Raw genomic sequence first — 20,632 nt, 5'->3', positions numbered from 1 at the left:
GCCAAACCTTTAGAGGTTGACCATGATTATCCGTCACAGGCTCCGAAAAGCCTTCCATCCACGTCCCGGTCTGCCGGGGCGTGGAGCCCAGCGGATGCCGCGCGCCTCCGACATCATCCTGGTGATGATGGCAGGCCTGCTCGTCGTCGTCTGCGTTCTCAGAATTTTACAGGGCTGACCGGCAATCCGGTTCGCCATCCTCGTTTCAAAGCTGGAGTCTCTTATGAGCCAGGCAAAATCCGCGAGCATCCTTGATTCTCGCATCCTCATTCCGGCCGTGGGCGCTGCTTTCACCAAGCTCAACCCGCGCACCCTTTCCAAGAACCCGGTCATGTTCGTCGTGGCCACGGTCTCGGCGCTAACCACAGTCCTGTTCCTGCGCGATCTCGTTTCAGGCAACGGCAATCTCGCCTTCTCCTTCCAGATCAACCTCTGGCTCTGGTTCACGGTGCTCTTTGCCAACTTCGCCGAAGCCGTCGCCGAAGGCCGCGGCAAGGCGCAAGCAGACTCGCTGCGCAAGGCGCGCACCGAGACCCAGGCGAAGCTCCTGACCGCTAACAACGGCACCGGCTACCGCATGGTACCTGGCACCAGCCTGAAGGTCGGCGATCTCGTTCTTGTCGAAGCCGGCGATATCATTCCCTCCGACGGCGAAGTCGTCGAGGGTGTTGCCTCCGTCAATGAAGCGGCCATCACCGGCGAATCCGCCCCCGTCATCCGTGAATCCGGCGGCGACCGCTCGGCCGTAACCGGCGGCACGCAGGTTCTCTCCGACTGGATCCGCGTGCGCATCACGGCGGCGGCAGGTTCGACCTTCCTCGATCGCATGATCTCGCTCGTCGAGGGCGCCGAACGTCAGAAGACGCCGAACGAAATCGCGCTCAACATCCTGCTTGCCGGGATGACGCTGATCTTCGTTCTCGCCACGGCGACGATCCCGAGCTTTGCGGCCTATGCCGGCGGCTCGATCCCGATCATCGTGCTCGTTGCCCTCTTCGTCACGCTGATCCCGACCACGATCGGCGCCCTGCTTTCGGCGATCGGTATTGCCGGCATGGATCGTCTCGTCCGCTTCAACGTGCTCGCCATGTCCGGCCGCGCCGTAGAAGCTGCCGGTGACGTCGACACGCTGTTGCTCGACAAGACCGGCACGATCACCCTGGGCAACCGCCAGGCCACCAGCTTCCGGCCGGTACGCGGTGTCGCCGAACAGGATCTCGCCGATGCGGCGCAGCTTGCCTCGCTCGCCGATGAGACGCCCGAGGGCCGCTCCATTGTCGTGCTCGCCAAGGAAAAATACGCGATCCGCGGCCGCGACATGGCAAGCCTGAAGGCCACATTCGTACCCTTCACTGCCCAGACCCGCATGAGCGGTGTCGATCTCGAAGGCTCGGCGATCCGCAAGGGTGCCGTCGATGCTGTGCTCAACTACGTCAACGGCGATGCTTCCTCGAAGAACGGAGCCGAAATCGTGCGTGAACTGCAGTCGATATCGGACGAGATCGCCAAGGCCGGCGGCACGCCGCTCGCCGTTGCCCGCGACGGCAAGCTGCTCGGCGTCATCCAGCTCAAGGATATCGTCAAGGGCGGCATCCGCGAGCGCTTCAACGAGCTGCGCCGCATGGGCATCCGCACCGTCATGATTACGGGCGACAACCCGATGACAGCAGCGGCGATTGCCGCCGAAGCCGGCGTCGACGACTTCCTCGCCCAGGCAACGCCTGAAAACAAGCTGCAGCTGATCCGCGAGGAACAGGCCAAGGGCAAGCTTGTCGCCATGTGCGGCGACGGCACGAACGACGCTCCTGCTCTGGCTCAGGCCGACGTTGGTGTGGCGATGAACACCGGCACGGTCGCAGCCCGCGAAGCCGGCAACATGGTCGACCTCGACAGCGACCCGACAAAACTCATCGAGATCGTCGAAATCGGCAAGCAGCTCCTGATGACCCGCGGCGCGCTGACGACCTTCTCGATCGCCAACGACATCGCCAAGTACTTCGCCATCATCCCGGCGATGTTCCTGACTTTCTACCCGCAGCTTGGCGTACTCAATATCATGGGTCTCGCCACGCCGCAGAGCGCCATCCTGTCGGCGATCATCTTCAATGCGCTGATCATCATCGCCCTGATCCCGCTGTCCCTGAAGGGTGTGCGCTACCGCCCGATCGGCGCCGGTGCGCTGCTTTCACGCAACCTGCTGATCTACGGTCTCGGCGGCATCATCGTCCCCTTCATCGGCATCAAGGCGATCGACATGGTCGTCGCATCCCTCGGCCTCGCCTAAGGAGTTAAAACAATGCTTAGAGAACTTCGTCCGGCAATCGTCATGATCGTTGCCACCACGGCCATCACCGGCCTCCTCTACCCGCTAGCCATGACAGGTGCCGCACAGGCCATCTTCCCCTACCAGGCTAATGGGAGCCTCATTGAAAAGAACGGGCAGGTTATCGGCTCCACGCTGATCGGCCAGGCCTTTGCCAGCGACAAGTATTTCCATGGCCGTCCGTCCGCCGCTGGCGATGGCTACAATGCAGCGGCTTCCTCGGGCTCCAACCTCGGCCCGACCAGCCAGAAGCTGATCGACCGCGTGAAGGGTGACTATGAGGCTGCCAAGGCGAGCAACCCGAATGCCGAGGTTCCCGTCGACCTCGTCACCGCTTCGGGTAGCGGCCTCGACCCGCATATTTCGCCCGATGCCGCATACTTCCAGGTACCGCGCGTCGCCAAGGCCCGCGGTGTTGATGAAGCCAAGGTCAAGGCGCTGGTCGATGCAGCCGTTACGGGCCGTGAACTCGGCCTGCTCGGCGAACCGACCGTCAATGTTCTGGCGTTGAACCAGAGCCTTGATGCTTCTATGACTCAGTGAAGGTTGAGAGCCCCGGAACGCTGCAATGCGCGCCGGGGCTTGCTCGTGAAGAAAGACCGAACGCATGCCAGACGACAACCGCGACCAGGCCGGCAGGCCCTCGCCCGATGCGCTTCTCGAAAAGGCCCGGGCGGAGTCGCGCGGACGCCTGAAAATCTTCCTGGGCGCGGCACCCGGCGTCGGCAAGACCTATGAAATGCTGGTCTCCGGCCACGCCAAGATCGCCGACGGCCTCGACGTGGTGATCGGCGTCGTCGAAACCCATGGCCGCAAAGAGACCGAGGCACTGCTTGCCGGTTTCGAAATCATTCCGCGTGTGGAGATCGCCTATYGCGGCCAGTCGCTCGAGGAGATGGATCTCGATGCCATTCTCGCGCGCAAGCCCGATCTTGTTCTCGTCGACGAACTTGCCCATACCAATGCCGAGGGCAGTCGCCATCCGAAGCGCTATCTCGACGTCAAGGAATTGCTCGACCGTGGCATCGATGTCTATTCGACGCTGAACATCCAGCATGTGGAGAGCCTGAACGACGTCGTTTCGCAGATCACGCGCATCCGGGTGCGCGAGACAGTGCCGGACTCCGTGATCGACGTGGCTGACGACATCGAGATCATCGACCTGACACCCGACGACCTCATCAAACGCCTTCACGATGGCAAGGTCTATGTGGCAAAGACCGCCGAGCGCGCGCTGACCAATTATTTCACGCCCGGCAACCTGACGGCGCTCCGCGAACTCGCACTGCGCAAGACCGCCCAGCGCGTCGATGACCAGTTGCTGAGCCATATGCAGGCGCATGCTATTTCCGGCCCCTGGGCTGCCGGCGACCGTGTGCTGGTGTCGATCGACGATCATCCACGCTCTGCTTCTCTGGTCCGCTACGCCTCGCGCATGGCTGCGCGTCTGCGTGCCCCCTGGGCGGCCGTCTATATCGAGACCAACCGCTCCATCAATCTCTCGGAAACGCAGCGTGATACGATTGCCGCCACGCTCCGGCTTGCCGAGCAGCTTGGCGGCGAAGCGATCACCATTCCCGGACGCGAGGTGACTGAGGAGCTGGTGCGTCACGCCACCGCGAATAACGTCACCCACATCGTCATCGGCGCGCCGAAAAAGCCAACATGGCGCGAATGGTGGTGGAACCCCTCCATCACCGACGAGCTGATACGGTGCGCGGGCGATATCAGCGTCCATGTGATTTCCGGCAACGAGAAAGATCCGACCGCGCAGCGTGGCGTAAAGGCGGCGCCGAGCACGGCTGCGCTGGACTTCCGGGCTTACGCACTTTCAACGCTCTACGTCGCCATTGCGCTTGTTGCCGGCGTGGTGCTCGATCAGGTGCTCGACGTTCGCAATCTGGCGCTCGTCTTCCTGATGGCGGTGCTGACATCAGCCGTCATCCATGGCCTCAGACCGGCGCTCTATACCTGCATCGTCAGTGCCCTCTCCTTCAACTTCTTCTTCCTGCCGCCGCGCTATACGTTGACGATCAGCGATCCGGAAAGCGTGCTCGCGCTCTTCTTCTTCCTTGGTGTCGCCGTCATCGCCTCCAACCTGACGGCAACCGTCCAGCGGCAGGCGGCCGCGGCCCGGCAAAGAGCGCGCACGACGGAAGACCTCTATCTCTTTTCCAAGAAGCTTGCCGGCACCGGTACGCTCGATGACGTCCTCTGGGCGACGGCCTTCCAGATCGCCTCGATGCTCAAGGTGCGCGTCGTTCTCCTCCTGCCGGAAGATAATTCCATTGCCGTCAAGGCCGGCTATCCGCCTGACGATACGCTCGACGATGCCGATATCGCCGCCGCCCGCTGGGCCTGGGAACATAATCACGCCGCCGGTCGCGGCGCTGATACCCTGCCCGGGGCCAAGCGCCTCTATGTACCATTGCGTACCGGTCGAACGGCCGTTGGCGTCATCGGCCTCGACAGTGACCGCCGGGACGGACCGCTGCTGACGCCGGAACAGCAGCGGCTTCTCGATGCGCTTGCCGATCAGGCGGCACTCGCCATCGAACGCGTGCAACTCGTTGCTGACGTCGATCGAGCCAAGCTTGCGGCCGAAGCGGACCGCCTGCGCTCTGCTCTGCTGACGTCGATCTCCCACGATCTCAAGACGCCACTTGCGGCGATCCTCGGCGCGTCCGGCACACTGCGCGATTACTTTGATTCCATGTCAGCGGATGACCGGACAGATCTTCTGTCGACGGTCGTCGATGAATCCGAACGTCTCAACCGCTTCATCGCCAATCTGCTCGACATGACGAAGATCGAGTCCGGCGCCATGGAGCCGAACTATGCGCTGCACTATGCAGGAGATATCGCAGGCAGCGCGTTGCGCCGGGCTGCAAAAATTCTCGATCACCACAGGACGGAAATGACAATCCCTGCCGACCTGCCCATGGTCCGCGTCGATCCCGTTCTCTTCGAGCAGGTCCTCTTCAACCTTCTCGACAATGCCGCCAAATACGCGCCCGAAGGCTCTGTCATCCGCATCGAAGGTTGGGCGGATGCCGATAATGTCGTCGTACAGGTCTCCGACCAAGGCCCGGGCATTCCTCCTGCAGACCTCAACCGTGTCTTCGACACGTTCTACCGCGTGCGCAAGGGCGATCAGGTGCGCGCCGGCACCGGCCTCGGCCTCTCCATATGCCGCGGCTTCATCGAGGCGATGGGTGGGACGATCACAGCCGGCAACCGGACAGACAGGTCCGGCGCCGTCTTCACCATCCGCCTTCCAAAACCGAACGACATTCCAAAATTGGATGAACTCAAATGACCGGTTCAGCCGTCAAGATTCTCGTCGTCGATGACGAGCCGCCAATCCGCAAGCTTCTGCGCGTCGGCCTCACCGCACAAGGCTACGAAGTCCAGGAGGCCCCGAATGCCGGTGCCGCCCGCCAGTCCGTCAAGGATGATCAGCCCGATCTCATCGTGCTCGATCTTGGCCTTCCCGACATATCAGGCCACGACCTTTTGCAGGAATGGCGCGAAGACGGGCTCACCATGCCTGTCGTCATTCTCTCGAGCCGTACCGACGAGGCCGGCATCGTCAAGGCGCTGGAAAGTGGTGCCGACGACTATGTGACGAAGCCCTTCGGCGTCAACGAACTCGGTGCCCGTATCCGCGTGGCGCTCCGCCACCGGCTGCAGCAGCAGGGCGAAAAGGCGATCTTTCAGACCGGCGGGCTGTCAATCGATCTCGTCAAGCGCATCGTCAAGGTCGACGGCAGGGAAATCAAGCTGTCGCCGAAGGAATACGACATCCTGCGCGTGCTCGCCCAGCACGCCGGCAAGGTGCTGACACATCAATTTCTTCTGAAGCAGGTATGGGGTCCGGCCGCGGACGTGCAGTATCTGCGCGTCTACGTGCGCCAGCTGCGGCAAAAGGTCGAGCAGATTCCTGACCAGCCACACTATATCACCACAGAGACCGGCGTCGGCTACCGGCTCCGTGAGCCTGACTGATACCTGCCGAAAACAGCATCGAGAATGTAATGAACCTCTCCAATATCATCCGGCCGGAGCACACCTTCATTGGCCTGTCGGTGACCACCAAGTGGCGCGCGCTGCAGACGATTTCCGAAAAAGCCGGCAAGGCCTTCGGCATTGACGGCCAGAGCGTGCTGAAAGCGCTCGAATCCCGGGAGAAGCTCGGCTCCACCGGCATCGGCAACGGCATCGCTGTTCCTCATGCAGCCATCGACGGCATGACGAGCCCGCGCGGTCTCTTGATCCGCTTCGCCCAGCCGCTGGACTTCGATGCGATCGACGATATCGCGACGGACATCGCCTTCGTGCTGCTCTTCGGGGAAAACAATCGTGGGGAATATCTGAACGTGCTCGCCGCCATCGCCCGCAGGCTTCAGTCGGATGGCGTCCTGGCGGCCATGCGCAAGGCGAAAAGCACAGATGAATTCTATTCGGATTTCATCGCGGATTCACGCGTCTGAAGAGAAATTCGCTTCGCGCTTCCGACCTTCTCCCCGCCATGGCGGGGGGAAGGCAAATCGAGGACAAGGGGCCGCTCCGGCCCCTTTTTATTAGAAGTCGCGCTGGAAACGGAGGAAACCGAAGGTTTCGTCGTCGCCGTCTTCTTCGTCGTGATACTGGACGCTGAGCTTGCTGCGCAGATTGTCAGCAATCCGGTAGTCGATGGTGACGCCGGTCGTATAAGCGCTGCCGCCGCTGAAGTCGCCGTCAGCATCGATATCGATCTTGTCGAAGTACTGGAAGGCCGGGGTGACGGCCCACTTGTCGGTCAGCTTGATCTTGTACTCGGCTGCGACCGTCCATTCGGACGCTTCGTAGTAGTAGTTGGCGCCACTGGCCCAGATGCCAGCGAGGCCGAGAGTGCCTGGACCGATATCGGCATAAACGATAGCGCGGATGGCGCCTTCTTCGTTATCCGTATCGTAACCACCAAGCAGGTAGCCGCTGAATGCGCCACTCTTGAACGAGACCTGGGCTGCAACGCCGAAGTTGTTCGGGCCTTCACCCGGCTTCTCGACATAGTCTTCTTCAAGTTCGTCGACCGAGACACCGGCTGCGAAGCTGTCGGTCTCGTACTGATAACGGATCGAGTTGTGGGTCGTCTCGTTGCTCGAGAGCGTGTCCGTCTCGCCGCTCAGATCGTCGTCCCACCAGCTGTACAGCTTACCAGCGCGGAAGCCGGCAATGTCGATATAGCCTTCATCGAGCAGGGTTTCCTGATCGGTGGCGTTGTCAGCGTTGGTACGCAACGTGATAACGCCCGTGAGCGTGCCGTACTCGGTGTCGTTTTTGGTCTGGAAGGTAACCTGACCGCGAGTCCAGAAGTTCACATCGGAATCACCCGAGACGTTCTGGCCAAAACGAACTTCAGTACGGATGTAACCGCTGATCTGAAGGCAGGTTTCGGTGCCCGGGATGTAGAAGTAGCCAGTCCCGTAGGCGTCGCAAACGCGAACATATTCTACGGGCTCCGGCTCGGCGGCGACGATAGCGTCGGCTGCATGTGCTCCGGAAACCGCTGCAAGGGCGGCAACAGAGCCAAGAAGGATAGTTTTAATAGACATCAGAAAGACCTTTTACGGTTTGAAAGAGGCAAGCAGTGTTTCAAGGACACCCCCACCATCGGTCGCCGAATCCCAACGACCGGAAGGCCATGTAGGCACTCGAAAGCGTCACCGCTGCAAAACAAGACTAAAAATCGACACACGAATGTCACTTTCCGGCTCGAACTGTGGCAGAAAAATCACGACTGTGGCACGGTGCCTTAATTGGCCGCGGCCAACTTGGCAGCACGTCCCATTCGCAATCTCGCACTGAAAATGGGATGGCTTTCTAAGGTTGGTCCCCGGAACCGGAACAATCTTCGTTTCATTATACGACCTAGTTGATAGAGTTTAGCGTATAACCACGGAGGGTTCCCATGCAGACTTTAAGGTTCACCCGGCTCGTCGCGGCCGCGGTCATGGCAGGCAGCTTTGCCATCGGCAGTGTCGCACCGGCATTCGCCGACCAGACGCTTCTGAACGTGTCCTATGACCCGACACGCGAATTGTATAAGGATTTCAACGCCGCCTTTGCTGCGAAGTGGAAGGCTGACACCGGTGAAGCCGTGACGATCCAAGCCTCTCATGGTGGTTCCGGCGCACAGGCGCGGTCAGTCATCGACGGCCTTGATGCCGACGTGGTAACCCTCGCCCTCGAAGGCGACATCAACGCGATCGCAAAGGCCACGGGCAAGATCCCGGCCGACTGGAAGACCAAATTCCCGAACAATTCGACCCCCTATACATCGACGATCGTCTTCCTCGTCCGCAAGGGTAACCCGAAGGGCATCAAGGATTGGAGCGATCTGATCAAGGACGATGTGCAGGTCATCACGCCGAACCCGAAGACTTCCGGCGGCGCCCGCTGGAATTTCCTTGCCGCCTGGGCATGGGCAAAGCAGGCGAACGGCGGTGACGAAGCCAAGGCGCAGGATTATGTGACCAAGCTCCTCCAGCACGTTCCGGTTCTCGACAGCGGCGCACGTGGCGCGACGACCACGTTCGTCCAGCGCGGCCTCGGCGATGTTCTGCTTGCCTGGGAAAACGAAGCCTATCTCTCGCTTGAGGAACTCGGTCCCGACCAGTTCGAGATCGTGACCCCAACCTTCTCGATCCGCGCCGACCCGCCGGTCGCAATCGTTGACGGCAACGTCGATAAGAAGGGCACCCGCAAGGTCGCGGAAGCTTACCTGAACTACCTTTATTCGGACGAAGGCCAGAAGATTGCGGCAAAGCACTATTACCGGCCGATCAAGCCGGAAGCAGCCGATGCGGCTGATATTGCCCGCTTCCCGAAGCTGACGCTCGCCACGATTGACGACTTCGGCGGCTGGAAGGATGCACAGCCGAAATTCTTCGGCGATGGCGGCGTATTTGACCAGATCTACAAGCCGGCCCAATAATAGGTTCTATGAGCGCACATAACCCCACACGGTGGCGGTTCAAGCGGCCGAGCGTCATTCCGGGTTTCGGACTGGCGCTCGGCCTTACCTTGATCTGGCTTACCCTCATCGTCCTTATTCCGCTGTCTGGCCTCGCCTGGCGGTCGAGCGCACTCGGCTGGGAGAAGTTCTTCGGCATTGCATTCGACCAGCGAACGCTGAGCGCCCTGCGGATCAGCTTCGGCAGCGCATTCATTGCCGCCTGCCTCAATGTCGTCTTCGGCGTCATCCTTGCCTGGGTGCTGGTACGCTACCGGTTTCCCGGAAAGCGCATTATCGACGCCATGGTAGACTTGCCCTTTGCCCTGCCGACGGCCGTCGCCGGCATCGCGCTGACCACCCTCTACGCTCCGAACGGCTGGGTCGGGCAGTTCCTGACGCCACTCGGCATCAAGATCGCCTTCACGCCGGCCGGCATTGTCGTCGCCCTCATCTTCGTCGGCCTGCCCTTCATCGTGCGGACGGTCCAGCCGGTCATGGAAGAGATCGACAAGGAAGTGGAAGAGGCTGCCGCCACGCTCGGCGCCAATCGATTCCAGACAATCGCACGCGTGCTGCTGCCGGGCCTTGCGCCCGCGGTCCTGACGGGTTTCGCCCTCGCCTTCGCCCGCGCGGTCGGCGAATACGGCTCGGTCATCTTCATTGCCGGCAACTTGCCGTTCAAATCGGAAATCGCCCCATTGCTGATCGTCATCAAGCTCGAAGAATACAACTATGCAGCAGCGACCGGCATCGCGGCGATCATGCTGATCATCTCCTTCACGATGCTGCTTGTCATCAACCTTATCCAGAGCTGGAGCAGGCGGAGGTACGGTTATGGCGTCTAACGTTACCGCAACCGTTTCGACCGCAGAGCCGCACAAGGTTCATTCGGCTGTCACAGAGAGCAAGGTCGCCCGTATCACGCTGGTCGTCATTGCACTCGTCTTTCTGCTCTTGATCCTGTTCCTGCCGCTTGCAGCCGTCTTCGTCGAAGCTTTTCGCAAGGGTGCCGGCGCTTTCTTCACAGCACTCCAGGACGCCGAAACCTTCTCGGCGATCCGCCTGACGCTGATCGTTGCCGGCGTCAGCGTGCCGCTCAACCTCGTCTTCGGCGTCGCCGCTGCCTGGGCGATCGCCAAGTTCGAATTCAAGGGCAAGGCGTTCCTGACGACACTGATCGATCTGCCCTTTTCGGTCTCGCCTGTTATCTCGGGTCTCGTCTTCGTGCTGCTCTTCGGCGCCAACACCTGGCTCGGCCAGTGGCTGAGCGCCAATGACATCAAGATCCTGTTCGCGGCGCCGGGGCTGATCCTCGCCACCATGTTCGTCACCTTCCCCTTCGTTGCGCGCGAGCTTATCCCGCTCATGCAGGAACAGGGAACGCAGGACGAGGAGGCAGCTCTTTCGCTCGGCGCGAGCGGCTGGCAGGCCTTCTGGCACGTCACGCTGCCGAACATCAAATGGGGCCTGCTCTACGGCGTCCTTCTCTGCAATGCCCGCGCCATGGGTGAGTTCGGCGCCGTTTCGGTCGTGTCAGGCCATATTCGCGGGCAAACCAACACGATGCCGTTGCAGGTAGAAATCCTCTACAACGAATATAACTTCACCGGAGCCTTTGCGGTCGCTTCGCTTCTGGCCTTGCTTGCCCTCGTCACGCTTGTTTTGAAGACGCTGCTGGAAATGCGCTATAGCGCGGAAATCGCCGCCAGCCGGCGGCACTGAAGGAATTAGAATGGAAGTACGCGTCCAAAACCTACGCAAGGAATTCGATCGTTTTCCGGCGCTGCACGATGTCTCGCTCGATATCCGCTCAGGAGAACTGATCGCACTGCTCGGCCCGTCGGGTTCCGGCAAGACCACGCTGCTGCGCCTCATCGCCGGCCTTGAAAGCCCGACCGATGGCCTGATATTTTTCGGCGACGAAGATGCGTCGAGAAAGACGGTCCAGCAACGCAATATCGGCTTCGTGTTCCAGCACTATGCGCTTTTCCGCCATATGACGGTACTCGACAACGTCTCCTTCGGCCTAAAGGTGCGCAATTCATCGCGCCGTCCGCCCAAGGCAGAGATTCGCAAACGGGCGCTGGAACTGCTCGATCTCGTACAGCTTTCAGGTCTTGAAAAGCGCTATCCGGCACAGCTTTCCGGCGGCCAGCGCCAGCGCGTAGCCCTTGCCCGCGCCATGGCAGTCGAGCCGAACGTCCTGCTGCTTGACGAACCCTTCGGGGCGCTCGATGCGCAGGTGCGCAAGGACCTGCGCAAATGGCTGCGCGAAATCCATGACCGCACCGGCCACACCACCGTCTTCGTCACCCACGACCAGGACGAAGCGATGGAGCTTGCCGACCGAGTCGTCGTCATGAGCCAGGGTGCGATCGAACAGGTCGGCACGCCGGACCAGGTCTATGACAGCCCCAATTCGCCCTTCGTCTTCGGCTTCGTCGGCCAGTCGAACTGCCTGCAGGTGGAAGTTGCCGGCGGCGATATCCGCTTCGAAGGGCGCTCGCTGGGTCTCAACGCCGATGGTGAAGCTGATGGCGCTGCGCAGCTCTATTTCCGCCCGCACGATGTCCGGCTCTGCGAATCGGCCGAAAACTGTATTGCCGGCCAACCGGTTGCAAGTCGGCGCGTCGCCGGTACCCGCCATATCGAACTCGACATCGGCAAGGACCGCCCGCATATCGAGATCGAGCTTCCGCCGAGCGAGGCCGACAGGCTCGACCGGTCACGCGTCGCCTTCAAGCCCACGCGCTGGAAGCTTTTCCGAAGCTGACACCGTTGCAATACCGGCTCCCGCCAGAATCGTATTTTGGCGGGAACCCCTTGTTATTTTTGTTATCTGCGGTTGTTTGTATTTTTGTCACATGCCGGGTAAAACGTTTTCGCTAAGATCGAAAAGGGCTGGACTAATTCCAATAGGAGGCACCTAGCGTTGAGGGCGGAGATTTCCTTTGGAAAATCCCTGGTTGGGATTTTATTCGTAGGACTTGCAGCTGCGAGCTGCACGACAACACCGAAACCGGCGGCATCGCCGGCAAAAGCCAAAACAAAACAGGCTCAATCGGCAAAAGTCACTTTCAATTACACCACCAAGGATCGCGACTGCCTGAAGCGCGCGATGTACTTCGAATCGCAGCATTCGGATGAGGCTGGTTATATGGCCGTCGGCAGTGTCGTCATGAACCGACTCACTTCCGGCGCCTATGCCGGCTCCATCTGTGGTGTCGTCGCCCAGAAGAAGCAGTTTGCGCCCGGTGTCATGACGCGCGAGGTCAAATCTCAGGCCGAGCCGGAGCTTACGACAGCGGCTGACGCGATCCTCAGCGGCGAGCGCCATCCGGCGGTGAAGGACGCGATGTTCTTCCACACGGCAGGGTTGAAATTCCCCTACAACAACATGCATTATGTGACGGTCGCAGGCGGCAATGCCTTCTACGAGAAGCGTGACGAAGACGGCACGCTTGAAACGCCGCCACCGCTGCCTTCCTATGAAGTCGCGATGAACTACGTCCCGGGCGAGAGCATGCTGCCGCCGCAGTTCGAGATACTGATCCCGTCGGACGTTCCGGTCCCGATCCCGTCTCCCGACCCCGCAGCGACGGCAAGCGTCACTCCTTTGCCGATGCCCGCAGCAGCGACTGCGATCGAGCCCCAACCCGGTACGCCCATCGCCATCCCAACACCCCGCCCCGCTTATGACAGCGTGATGCTGCGTCCAAGCATTTCGGCGAACGGCACCTGAATTCAGAAGGATGAAGAGCGCTAGGCGCGCTCTTCCCAAACCCTGGCAAGCTCCACGATCGTCCTGACAGCTTTTTCCATATCCTGGCGGCTGATCCATTCGAGCGGCGAGTGGAAGGCGTGACCGCCAGCGAAGATGTTGGGGCACGGCAGGCCCATGAAGGAAAGACGCGAACCGTCAGTGCCGCCGCGGATGCTGCCGCGCACCGGCGTCATGTCCGCCCGGCGAACCGCTTCGACGGCATTCGCGACGATCTCGGGATGGCGGTCGAGCACCGTCTTCATGTTGCGATACTGTTCCTTCACGTCGAAACGATAGGTCGACCCCGGGTAAGCCTTCATCACATCCTTGACGATCGCTTCGAGCATGGTCTCCTTTTCGACCAGACCCACATCGGTGAAATCGCGAATGATGAGGCTGATTGCAGCCTTTTCCATCGAGCCCGCCACCCCTGTCGGATGGATGAAGCCCTGCTTTCCCTCGGTCGTTTCCGGGGCGATCTCTTTCGGCAGCCGGTGGATAATCGCGCCTGCGATCTTGATGGCATTTTCCATCCGATCCTTGGCAAAACCCGGATGGATTGCCACGCCGGCGATAACAATATCGACGCTATCTGCCGAAAAGGTTTCATCCTCGATATGGCCGGCGGTCTCGCCATCCATCGTATAGGCAAATTCCGCGCCGAGCTTCTTCAGATCGACCTTGTTGACGCCGCGACCAACCTCTTCATCCGGCGTGAAGAGGATCTTGATCGTGCCATGCTTGATCCCCGGATTGTCGACGAGGACTTGAGCCGCAGCCATGATTTCCGCCAGGCCCGCCTTGTCGTCTGCGCCGAGCAAAGTCGTTCCATCGGTCGTGATGATATCGTTGCCGATCTGGTTTTTCAGCTCGGGATGTTCTGAAACTCGGATCACCCGGTTTGGATCACCGGGAAGCTGAATATCCCCACCGGCATAGGCCTTCACCATCTGCGGCTTCACATTCTTGCCGGTGAAGTCAGGCGCAGTGTCCATATGCGAGCAGAAGCAGATGACTGGCACGCTCTTGTCCGTATTGGCCGGAATAGTCGCATAGACATAGCCGTACTCATCGAGATGTGCATCCGAAAGGCCGATCTCCAGGAGTTCCTGGACAAGAACCCGGCCGAGATCCTTCTGTTTTTCGGTCGTCGGCTGCGCGGACGAGGCGGGATCAGATTGCGTGTCGATGACGACATAGCGAAGAAAACGGTCGAGAACAGTGTCTGTCATAATATCCAGTCCAGCATGATCATCACCCGGTCATATAGCCACCGAAGGGCCTGTGATGAAAGCTCTTTTCCGCTATCGGCAAGGCCGCATCACCGCTCCTTCCGTTGCCTGAAGACAGGCAATTGCTCTCCCTCGGTTCAATCGACCCGGTTGCCCTCACTGTTGAACACATGCAGATGCTTGGCCGGGAAAGTGACATTGACCTTCGGTCCCGCACTCAGCGCATCACGATCAAGAGTGAAGATCTTGAATGGCAGGCCGTGCAGCGAAAGATGCAGGATGATGCCGAAGCCGGTCGGCTCGACGAGCTCGACGTCGGCGCTAATACCTGACCCGTCATTCGTCATGGTGACGTGTTCCGGCCGAATGCCGATCGTCACCTTTTCGCCGTTCGGCAGGCCAAGCGACGTGTTGAGCGGCACGATGGTACCGTCCTTCAGCTTCGCTCCGCCTGCCTCATAACTCGCATCGAGGAAATTCATGCCCGGCGAACCGATGAAGCCTGCGACGAAGAGATTGGCGGGACGGTCGTAAAGCTCCAAGGGGCTGCCGACCTGCTGCACGACCCCGCCATGCATGGCGACGATCCGGTCCGCCAGCGTCATCGCCTCGATCTGGTCGTGGGTAACGTAGATCGAGGTTGCCTTGAGGTCGCCATGCAATTTCTTGATTTCGGCGCGCATCTGTTCGCGCAGGCGCGCATCGAGGTTCGACAGCGGCTCGTCGAAGAGAAATGCCTTCGGCTGGCGCACGATGGCGCGGCCCATGGCGACACGCTGGCGCTGGCCGCCGGAGAGCGCCTTCGGGCGCCGTTCGAGCAGCGGGTCGAGGCCGAGCTTGGAAGCCGCACCGGCAACGGCACTCGCGATCTTCTCCTTCGCCGTCTTCCTGAGCTTCAGGCTGTAGCTCATGTTGCCGGCAACATTCATGTGCGGATAGAGTGCGTAGGACTGGAACACCATGGCGATGTCGCGGTCTTTCGGATGCAGCTCGTTGACACGATTGCCGGCAATGCAGATTTCACCATCAGTCACCTCTTCGAGGCCGGCGATCATGCGCAGCAGTGTTGACTTGCCGCAGCCGGACGGGCCGACGAGGACGACGAATTCCCCATCCTTGATTTCCAGATCGACGCCATGCAGCACCGGGAAATGGCCGTAGGATTTCTTGATATTCTTGATGTCGATCGATGCCATGTGACTAACCCTTGACCGCGCCGGCCGTCAGGCCCTGGACGAGATAACGCTGGATGAGCAGGAAGAAGAGGCCGGCCGGAATAAGCGCCATGACGCCTGCCGCCATCATCTGCCCGAAATCCACGGAGAATTTCGAAACGAAGGTAAGAAGGCCAACCGGGAAGGTCGCCGCGTCATTGCCGTTGATCAGCATCAATGCAAAGAGCAGCTCGCTCCACGCCGCCGTGAAGACGAAGCCGAGAGTTGCCGCAATGCCGGGCAGCGTCAGCGGCAGGATGATCTGACGGAAGGCCATGAACTGGGTGGCCCCATCGATCATCGCCGCCTCTTCGAGGTCCTTCGGAATGCCATCGAAGAAGGACTGCATCAGGAAGGTCGCAAAGGGCACATTGAAGGCGGTGTAGACGATGACGAGACCGGTCAGGCTGTTCGTCAGGTGCAGGGGCGACAGAATCTTGAAGATCGGCGCCACCAGCATGACGAGCGGGAACATCTGTGTCAGCAGCATCAGCGCCACGATCCAGTATTTCGCCCGGAAGGTGAAGCGCGACAAAGCGTAGCCGGACAGCGAGGCACAGATCGTCACCGTGATCGCCGTCGAAGCCGAGACGATAACGCTGTTCTTGAAGAAGGTTGGGAAGGCGCTGTGCTGCAGCACGAAACTATAGTGTTCCCAAGTGGTCCGCGACGGCCACATGCGGACGCCTTCGGTATAAAGCAGGTCATTCGGCGTTACCGAGACCTTCAAAAGCCAGAAGAGCGGGAAAAGCGCGAAGATGACATAGACGAGGATCGCCAGACGGTGCGCGATGGTGGGGAGAATGGATCGTCTCATGGCTCAATCCTTGGCCAGCAAGCTCTGCCGCAGCAGGATGATCAGCATGGAATAGGCGAGAAGCAGGACCAGCAGCACCAGCGCAATCGCCGAGGCATAGCCGAAATCGAGCCGCTTGAAGGCCTGGGTGAAGATGTAGCTCGCGACAATCTGCGTCCTGTCCGCCGGGCCGCCGCCAGTCATGACGACGATGAGATCGGCGAAATTCGATATCCAGACGGTGCGCAGCATGACAGTGATGGCAATCGTCGGCGCCAGAAACGGCAAGGTGATCGACCAGAAACGCTGGAACCAGCCGGCACCGTCGATCGAGGCCGCTTCATAAAGATCGCGCGGGATCGCCTGCAGGGCTGCGAGCAGCGTGATGGCAAAGAAGGGAATCCCCCACCAGACATTGGCGATGATCGGCCCCCACATCGCATATTGCGGATCGGAGAGAATATTGCCCGGCTCACTCATCAGCCCGAGCCCAAACAGCCAGTGCGGGATCGGCCCGATGACCGGATTGAAAAGCCAGGCCCAGTTCAGGCCGGCAAGGAATGACGGTACGGCCCAGGGCAGGAAGACCAGTGCCTGAATGACGCCCCTGCCCCAGAACGGCTTGTCGAGCAGAAGGGCGAGAATGAGACCGAAGATGAATTGCAGGATGACGGACGCGCCGGTCCACCAGAGCGTATTCTTCAGCGCACCATAGAAGGCCTTGTCCTGTGCAAGCTCGCGGAAATGCTCGATCCCGACGAAGCCACCGGAAAAAGGATTGAGAAGCTGGATATCGCGGAAGGCATAGGAAACGCCGACCACCAGCGGGACCAGCATGACCGCAATGATCAGGATCAACGAGGGCGCGCTATAGAGATAAGGCTCCGAGGCATCGGCCAGGCGGCGCAGCCATGGCCGGCGGTCGTGGCGCATCTCGAGCGTGTCGGCGGTGATAGTCATTTACCGATACTTCCCCTTGCGGCACTTCGGCGCGCCGTCTGTCGTTGCATGAGCGGCGGCGGAACATCTCCGCCGCCGTTTGCGATTTTGGCCTTACTTCTTGGCCAGGAACTTCTGCTGCGCCTTGGTGAGGTAATCGGCCCACTGATCGGCGAGATCCTTGGCCGAGATGTCACCGAGCAGCGCCTGCTGCGAAGTCTTGATCGCCATGGAATCCTTGAAGAAGGCGAATTCCTCGAGGTAGGTCGGCATGACCGTCGGGACGGTATCCTTATCGGCGAGTTCCTCGAACCAGCCCTTGAACTGGTCACCGGCGTAGAAGGGATCCTTCTCGGCAGCCGTATAGGCCGGCAGAGCGCCGATCTTCTTGTTCCACTCGATATTGCCTTCAGGCCCTTCGAGCGTGGCGATCAGCTTCCAGGAGAGGTCCTTGTTCTGGCTCGTCGTGAACATCGACCAGCCGCCGTAACCGATGGTCGGATAGGACTTGCCGGCCGGGCCCTTCGGCAACGGCATGACGCCGAAGTCTTCCTTCTTCATGCGCTCGGCAATGGCGATCAGCGCATCCGGATCCTGGTCGAGGAAGGCGCAGGTACCGGAATAGAAGCCGGCGACGACTTCGTTGAAGCCCCAGTTGACGCTATCCTTCGGTGCATAGCCCTTCTTGTAGAGATCGACCATCCACTCGATGCCCTTTGCCCAGTCTTCGCTGTTCATGGTCGAGGTGCCGTCTTCGTTGAAGTACTTGTTGCTGCCGGCCATGGAGGCTGCAAAGATCATCCAGCCGTTGAGGCCGCCTGGACCGCCGCGCATGCAGTAGCCATATTTGCCCGGCAGCTTGGAGACAGCTTCGGAGGCCTTGGTGAAGTCTTCCATCGTCTTCGGTGGTTCCTTGACGCCGGCGTCTGCGAGCAGCTTCTTGTTGTAGAACATGGCGCGCAGATAGAAGCCGTAGGGCAGCATATAGGCGGTGTTGTTGACGTCACGGCCGAGGTCGAGCGCGCGCGGCGTCAGTTCCTTGGTGTGCTCCCACTTCGCAAGATAGGGCTCGAGGCTCTCGAGCATGCCGTTGTTGGCATAGAGCGACAGCCAGGTATCGGGCATTTCCATCACGTCGGGCACATCGCCGGCCGAAACCATGGTCGCGAACTTCTGGAAGGCTTCGTTCCAGGGCAGCGAGATGATATCGACCTTGGTGCCGGGATTGGCGGCTTCGAACTTGCCGACGATCGACTTCAGCGTTTCGGTGCGCTCTGGGCTGGTGATGACTTCGACGAGCTTCAGCGTCGTGTCCGCAAAGGCCGTGCCTGCCATCATCGTGGTTGCAAAGAGCGCTGAAAGAATAAGCTTTTTCATTTTCGGTTCCCCTCCGTCGTTGTTTGTGAGGTTTCAGTTAAGAGGCGACAGCAATCGCCTCCTCGATATCCCTCCACAGGGCCTCGGTTCCTTCGAGGCCGATATGGAGGCGCACAGATCGCGGGCTGATACCGAAGGTTTGTGCGGAATTCGGCTGTGCCTTTTGCTGCAGCACCACCTCGCCCGGTACGATCAGGCTTTCATGTCCACCCCAGCTTACGCCCAGTTTGAAAAGCTTGAGGTGATCTGCGAAGGCTCTGACATCGATGCCTTCGCGGAATATAAAGGAAAAGAGGCCCGACGTGCCGTTGAGGCCGTTGGGCAAGCGGTTGGCAAGGCCCGGATGACAGACCTGCTCGACTACATCGAGCGCCTGCAGGCGCTGCGCGATCGCCATGGCCGCTGCCTCATGTGCCCGCATGCGCAAGGGCAAAGTCCGGAGGCCCCGGATCAGCAGCCAGGCATCGAAGGGAGACAGCTTGCCACCGAGATAGGGATAGGATTCGGCCTTGATGCGCGCAATCATCTCCTTCGAGCCGGCGACGATACCGGCGACGACATCGCTGTGGCCGCCGAGATATTTTGAGGCCGAATGAATGACCAGGTCGACACCGAGCGTTATCGGCCGCTGGAAGAACGGGCTCGCCCAGCTATTGTCGATCATTGTGACCACGCCGTGCTTTTTGGCGAGTGCCGCCAGCGCGCCGACATCATGGGCTTCCATGACCCAGCTCGTCGGGCTTTCCATGTAGAAGACCTTTGCACCCGGCAGCGCCTTGGCGACGGCCTCCTCATCACGACCGTCGACATAGGTCACTTCGACCTTCATTCGCTTCAGGATCGTGCCGAACAGGCGGAAGGCATCCGGATAGACATGCTTGACGGCGACGATGCGGTCGCCCGGTTCCACGAAGCTCAGAACGGCAGACGAGATCGCCGCCATGCCGCTTGCAAAGCCCAACGCATCCTCGGCCCCTTCGAGCTTTGCCAGCATCTCCTCGAACATGCGCACGGTCGGGTTCAGGCCACGCGTATAGATCGGCCGCACCTTTTCGCCGCGATAGGAGGCGATCATGTCGTCATAGTCGGAGAAGGTGAAAAGTGACGTCTGGAAGATTGGCGGCACGACCGCTTCGGCGAAGTTGCCTTCGTCATGGGCGGTAATCAGCGAGGCAAGGTCGAACGGTTCGAGGCCGTCAGTCATCGGGACATTTCCTTGATGTCTTCCTCGACCACGTCGAGGATTTTCAGTGTCTCACGCCGCGCCGCTTCGGTGTCCTGGGCGGCGATGGCGTTGAAAAGGGTGCGGTGAAAGGGAAAGGACCGGCGGGCAAAGTCCTGCCGGTCGAAAGGATGCGTCCAGAACCGTTCGAAGGTCTCGCGCATCTGCTCGAGAAGCTGGCGGAACAGCGGATTATGGGTGGCATCATAGACCGCCAGATGGAAGGCCAGGTCTTCCGGACCCGATGCGCCCTGGGCTATATGCACCCGCTCCATCTCGCAGAGCTTTTCCTCGATGAGCGAGAGATCCTTCCCGGTGCGCCGGCGTGCAGCCACCATGCCGGCTTCGCATTCAATGCCGCGGCGAACTTCCAGCGTCTGTAGCAGAACATCGCGCAGATGCGTCGTATCGAGTGACAGCGGCATATGAACGGTATCGCGAGAAACCGGTTTCAGTAGATAGGTTCCGCTGCCCTTGCGCGTCTCGATGACGCCGAGCGCCTGGAAATGCCGGATCGCTTCACGAATGGTGGAACGCCCGACGGCCAGGGCCGCCATCAGCTCGCGCTCCGCCGGCAGCCGGTCACCCGCCTGAAGCCGGGCATCCTCGACATAATGCGCCAGCGCATCGGTCACCTGACGCGCGCGATCCATCGCCGGAAGGGGCCGGATTACCGGCCGGTCGCTAGCATTTGCCTTCATGGTTCCCCAGGTTCTTTTTCAAGGCAGCCGACCTATTAAATTGGTCTGACATCTTAGCATTTCTG

Annotated in this window: 19 protein-coding genes; 11 read left to right on the top strand and 8 right to left on the bottom strand. The window is 60.3% G+C overall.

Features of this window, described 5'->3' with window-relative positions; all coding sequences use genetic code 11:
- Positions 1-22: 22 nt before the first annotated feature.
- The 6 genes from AC1DF8_RS11120 (at position 23) to AC1DF8_RS11095 (ending at position 6,816) form a co-directional block, all read left to right on the top strand.
- On the top strand, positions 23-178 hold the full coding sequence (locus AC1DF8_RS11120) for a hypothetical protein (protein ID WP_184405424.1): 156 nt from the start codon (positions 23-25) through the stop codon (positions 176-178).
- 45 nt (positions 179-223) lie between these two features.
- Entirely contained in the window at positions 224-2,284 is a 2,061-nt protein-coding gene (gene kdpB, locus AC1DF8_RS11115) for a potassium-transporting ATPase subunit KdpB (RefSeq protein WP_112969060.1), read from the top strand.
- Positions 2,285-2,296: 12 nt separating this feature from the next.
- Positions 2,297-2,866, top strand: a complete 570-nt coding sequence (gene kdpC / locus AC1DF8_RS11110; RefSeq protein ID WP_478153514.1) for a potassium-transporting ATPase subunit KdpC — start codon at positions 2,297-2,299, stop codon at positions 2,864-2,866.
- Between the two features lie 64 nt (positions 2,867-2,930).
- Positions 2,931-5,642: a DUF4118 domain-containing protein gene (locus tag AC1DF8_RS11105; RefSeq protein ID WP_478153512.1), complete on the top strand. Its 2,712-nt coding sequence runs from the start codon at positions 2,931-2,933 to the stop codon at positions 5,640-5,642.
- Complete coding sequence (locus tag AC1DF8_RS11100) at positions 5,639-6,331, top strand: response regulator transcription factor (protein WP_112969057.1); 693 nt, start codon at positions 5,639-5,641, stop codon at positions 6,329-6,331. Before AC1DF8_RS11105 ends, AC1DF8_RS11100 begins: the two co-directional genes overlap by 4 nt.
- 29 nt (positions 6,332-6,360) lie before the next feature.
- Complete coding sequence (locus AC1DF8_RS11095; protein ID WP_112546228.1) at positions 6,361-6,816, top strand: PTS sugar transporter subunit IIA; 456 nt, start codon at positions 6,361-6,363, stop codon at positions 6,814-6,816.
- A gap of 90 nt (positions 6,817-6,906) precedes the next feature.
- Here the strand turns inward: AC1DF8_RS11095 and AC1DF8_RS11090 are convergent, their stop codons facing one another.
- Positions 6,907-7,920 (bottom strand): porin, encoded by a 1,014-nt coding sequence (locus AC1DF8_RS11090; RefSeq protein ID WP_112546227.1) that lies wholly within the window; start codon positions 7,918-7,920, stop codon positions 6,907-6,909.
- 356 nt (positions 7,921-8,276) lie between these two features.
- Here AC1DF8_RS11090 and AC1DF8_RS11085 point away from each other — a divergent pair, with 356 nt between their 5' ends.
- The 5 genes from AC1DF8_RS11085 (at position 8,277) to AC1DF8_RS11065 (ending at position 13,065) form a co-directional block, all read left to right on the top strand.
- A complete protein-coding gene (locus tag AC1DF8_RS11085; RefSeq protein ID WP_112546226.1) occupies positions 8,277-9,302 on the top strand; it encodes a sulfate ABC transporter substrate-binding protein in 1,026 nt (341 codons plus the stop codon).
- An 8-nt stretch (positions 9,303-9,310) separates the two neighbouring features.
- Positions 9,311-10,168: a sulfate ABC transporter permease subunit CysT gene (cysT, locus tag AC1DF8_RS11080; protein ID WP_112546225.1), complete on the top strand. Its 858-nt coding sequence runs from the start codon at positions 9,311-9,313 to the stop codon at positions 10,166-10,168.
- Entirely contained in the window at positions 10,158-11,045 is an 888-nt protein-coding gene (gene cysW / locus AC1DF8_RS11075; protein ID WP_478153508.1) for a sulfate ABC transporter permease subunit CysW, read from the top strand. Before cysT ends, cysW begins: the two co-directional genes overlap by 11 nt.
- Positions 11,046-11,055: 10 nt before the next feature.
- Positions 11,056-12,096: a sulfate/molybdate ABC transporter ATP-binding protein gene (locus AC1DF8_RS11070; RefSeq protein ID WP_112546223.1), complete on the top strand. Its 1,041-nt coding sequence runs from the start codon at positions 11,056-11,058 to the stop codon at positions 12,094-12,096.
- 159 nt (positions 12,097-12,255) lie between these two features.
- The gene (locus AC1DF8_RS11065) at positions 12,256-13,065 is read left to right on the top strand and encodes a cell wall hydrolase (RefSeq protein WP_113014447.1); all 810 of its coding nucleotides are present in this window, start codon (positions 12,256-12,258) and stop codon (positions 13,063-13,065) included.
- A 20-nt stretch (positions 13,066-13,085) separates the two neighbouring features.
- On the opposite strand, the gene pepT is transcribed toward AC1DF8_RS11065, so the two are convergent.
- The 7 genes from pepT to AC1DF8_RS11030 all read right to left on the bottom strand — a co-directional run bounded on the left by pepT (position 13,086) and on the right by AC1DF8_RS11030 (position 20,567).
- Entirely contained in the window at positions 13,086-14,318 is a 1,233-nt protein-coding gene (pepT, locus tag AC1DF8_RS11060) for a peptidase T (protein ID WP_478153506.1), read from the bottom strand.
- A gap of 137 nt (positions 14,319-14,455) precedes the next feature.
- The gene (locus tag AC1DF8_RS11055) at positions 14,456-15,514 is read right to left on the bottom strand and encodes a sn-glycerol-3-phosphate ABC transporter ATP-binding protein UgpC (RefSeq protein ID WP_184405422.1); all 1,059 of its coding nucleotides are present in this window, start codon (positions 15,512-15,514) and stop codon (positions 14,456-14,458) included.
- Positions 15,515-15,518: 4 nt separating this feature from the next.
- Positions 15,519-16,349 carry a carbohydrate ABC transporter permease gene (locus tag AC1DF8_RS11050; protein ID WP_478153503.1) on the bottom strand — a complete coding sequence of 277 codons (831 nt, stop codon included), beginning with the start codon at positions 16,347-16,349 and terminating at the stop codon, positions 15,519-15,521.
- 3 nt (positions 16,350-16,352) lie between these two features.
- Entirely contained in the window at positions 16,353-17,288 is a 936-nt protein-coding gene (locus AC1DF8_RS11045) for a carbohydrate ABC transporter permease (protein ID WP_113014450.1), read from the bottom strand.
- 93 nt (positions 17,289-17,381) lie between these two features.
- Positions 17,382-18,644 carry an ABC transporter substrate-binding protein gene (locus tag AC1DF8_RS11040; RefSeq protein WP_478153501.1) on the bottom strand — a complete coding sequence of 421 codons (1,263 nt, stop codon included), beginning with the start codon at positions 18,642-18,644 and terminating at the stop codon, positions 17,382-17,384.
- Between the two features lie 37 nt (positions 18,645-18,681).
- Complete coding sequence (locus AC1DF8_RS11035; RefSeq protein WP_478153499.1) at positions 18,682-19,848, bottom strand: PLP-dependent transferase; 1,167 nt, start codon at positions 19,846-19,848, stop codon at positions 18,682-18,684.
- A complete protein-coding gene (locus AC1DF8_RS11030; RefSeq protein WP_478153497.1) occupies positions 19,845-20,567 on the bottom strand; it encodes a FadR/GntR family transcriptional regulator in 723 nt (240 codons plus the stop codon). The genes AC1DF8_RS11035 and AC1DF8_RS11030 overlap by 4 nt, the downstream gene beginning before the upstream one ends.
- Positions 20,568-20,632: the final 65 nt, after the last annotated feature.

The organism is Rhizobium sp. 05N49, from assembly GCF_056396805.1.
Note: the sequence above shows the minus strand (reverse complement) of the source record. Positions and strands in the feature narration are given on the sequence as shown.

Excerpts from the sequence above, each read along its gene's own strand:
- cysW (WP_478153508.1), top strand. The coding sequence starts at position 10,158 with ATGGCGTCTAACGTTACCGCAACCGTTTCGACCGCAGAGCCGCACAAG.
- AC1DF8_RS11085 (WP_112546226.1), top strand. The coding sequence starts at position 8,277 with ATGCAGACTTTAAGGTTCACCCGGCTCGTCGCGGCCGCGGTCATGGCA.
- AC1DF8_RS11120 (WP_184405424.1), top strand. The coding sequence starts at position 23 with ATGATTATCCGTCACAGGCTCCGAAAAGCCTTCCATCCACGTCCCGGT.
- pepT (WP_478153506.1), bottom strand. The coding sequence starts at position 14,318 with ATGACAGACACTGTTCTCGACCGTTTTCTTCGCTATGTCGTCATCGAC.
- AC1DF8_RS11040 (WP_478153501.1), bottom strand. The coding sequence starts at position 18,644 with ATGAAAAAGCTTATTCTTTCAGCGCTCTTTGCAACCACGATGATGGCA.
- AC1DF8_RS11030 (WP_478153497.1), bottom strand. The coding sequence starts at position 20,567 with ATGAAGGCAAATGCTAGCGACCGGCCGGTAATCCGGCCCCTTCCGGCG.
- AC1DF8_RS11100 (WP_112969057.1), top strand. The coding sequence starts at position 5,639 with ATGACCGGTTCAGCCGTCAAGATTCTCGTCGTCGATGACGAGCCGCCA.
- cysT (WP_112546225.1), top strand. The coding sequence starts at position 9,311 with ATGAGCGCACATAACCCCACACGGTGGCGGTTCAAGCGGCCGAGCGTC.
- AC1DF8_RS11095 (WP_112546228.1), top strand. The coding sequence starts at position 6,361 with ATGAACCTCTCCAATATCATCCGGCCGGAGCACACCTTCATTGGCCTG.
- kdpC (WP_478153514.1), top strand. The coding sequence starts at position 2,297 with ATGCTTAGAGAACTTCGTCCGGCAATCGTCATGATCGTTGCCACCACG.
- AC1DF8_RS11055 (WP_184405422.1), bottom strand. The coding sequence starts at position 15,514 with ATGGCATCGATCGACATCAAGAATATCAAGAAATCCTACGGCCATTTC.
- AC1DF8_RS11045 (WP_113014450.1), bottom strand. The coding sequence starts at position 17,288 with ATGACTATCACCGCCGACACGCTCGAGATGCGCCACGACCGCCGGCCA.
- AC1DF8_RS11070 (WP_112546223.1), top strand. The coding sequence starts at position 11,056 with ATGGAAGTACGCGTCCAAAACCTACGCAAGGAATTCGATCGTTTTCCG.
- kdpB (WP_112969060.1), top strand. The coding sequence starts at position 224 with ATGAGCCAGGCAAAATCCGCGAGCATCCTTGATTCTCGCATCCTCATT.
- AC1DF8_RS11035 (WP_478153499.1), bottom strand. The coding sequence starts at position 19,848 with ATGACTGACGGCCTCGAACCGTTCGACCTTGCCTCGCTGATTACCGCC.
- AC1DF8_RS11050 (WP_478153503.1), bottom strand. The coding sequence starts at position 16,349 with ATGAGACGATCCATTCTCCCCACCATCGCGCACCGTCTGGCGATCCTC.
- AC1DF8_RS11090 (WP_112546227.1), bottom strand. The coding sequence starts at position 7,920 with ATGTCTATTAAAACTATCCTTCTTGGCTCTGTTGCCGCCCTTGCAGCG.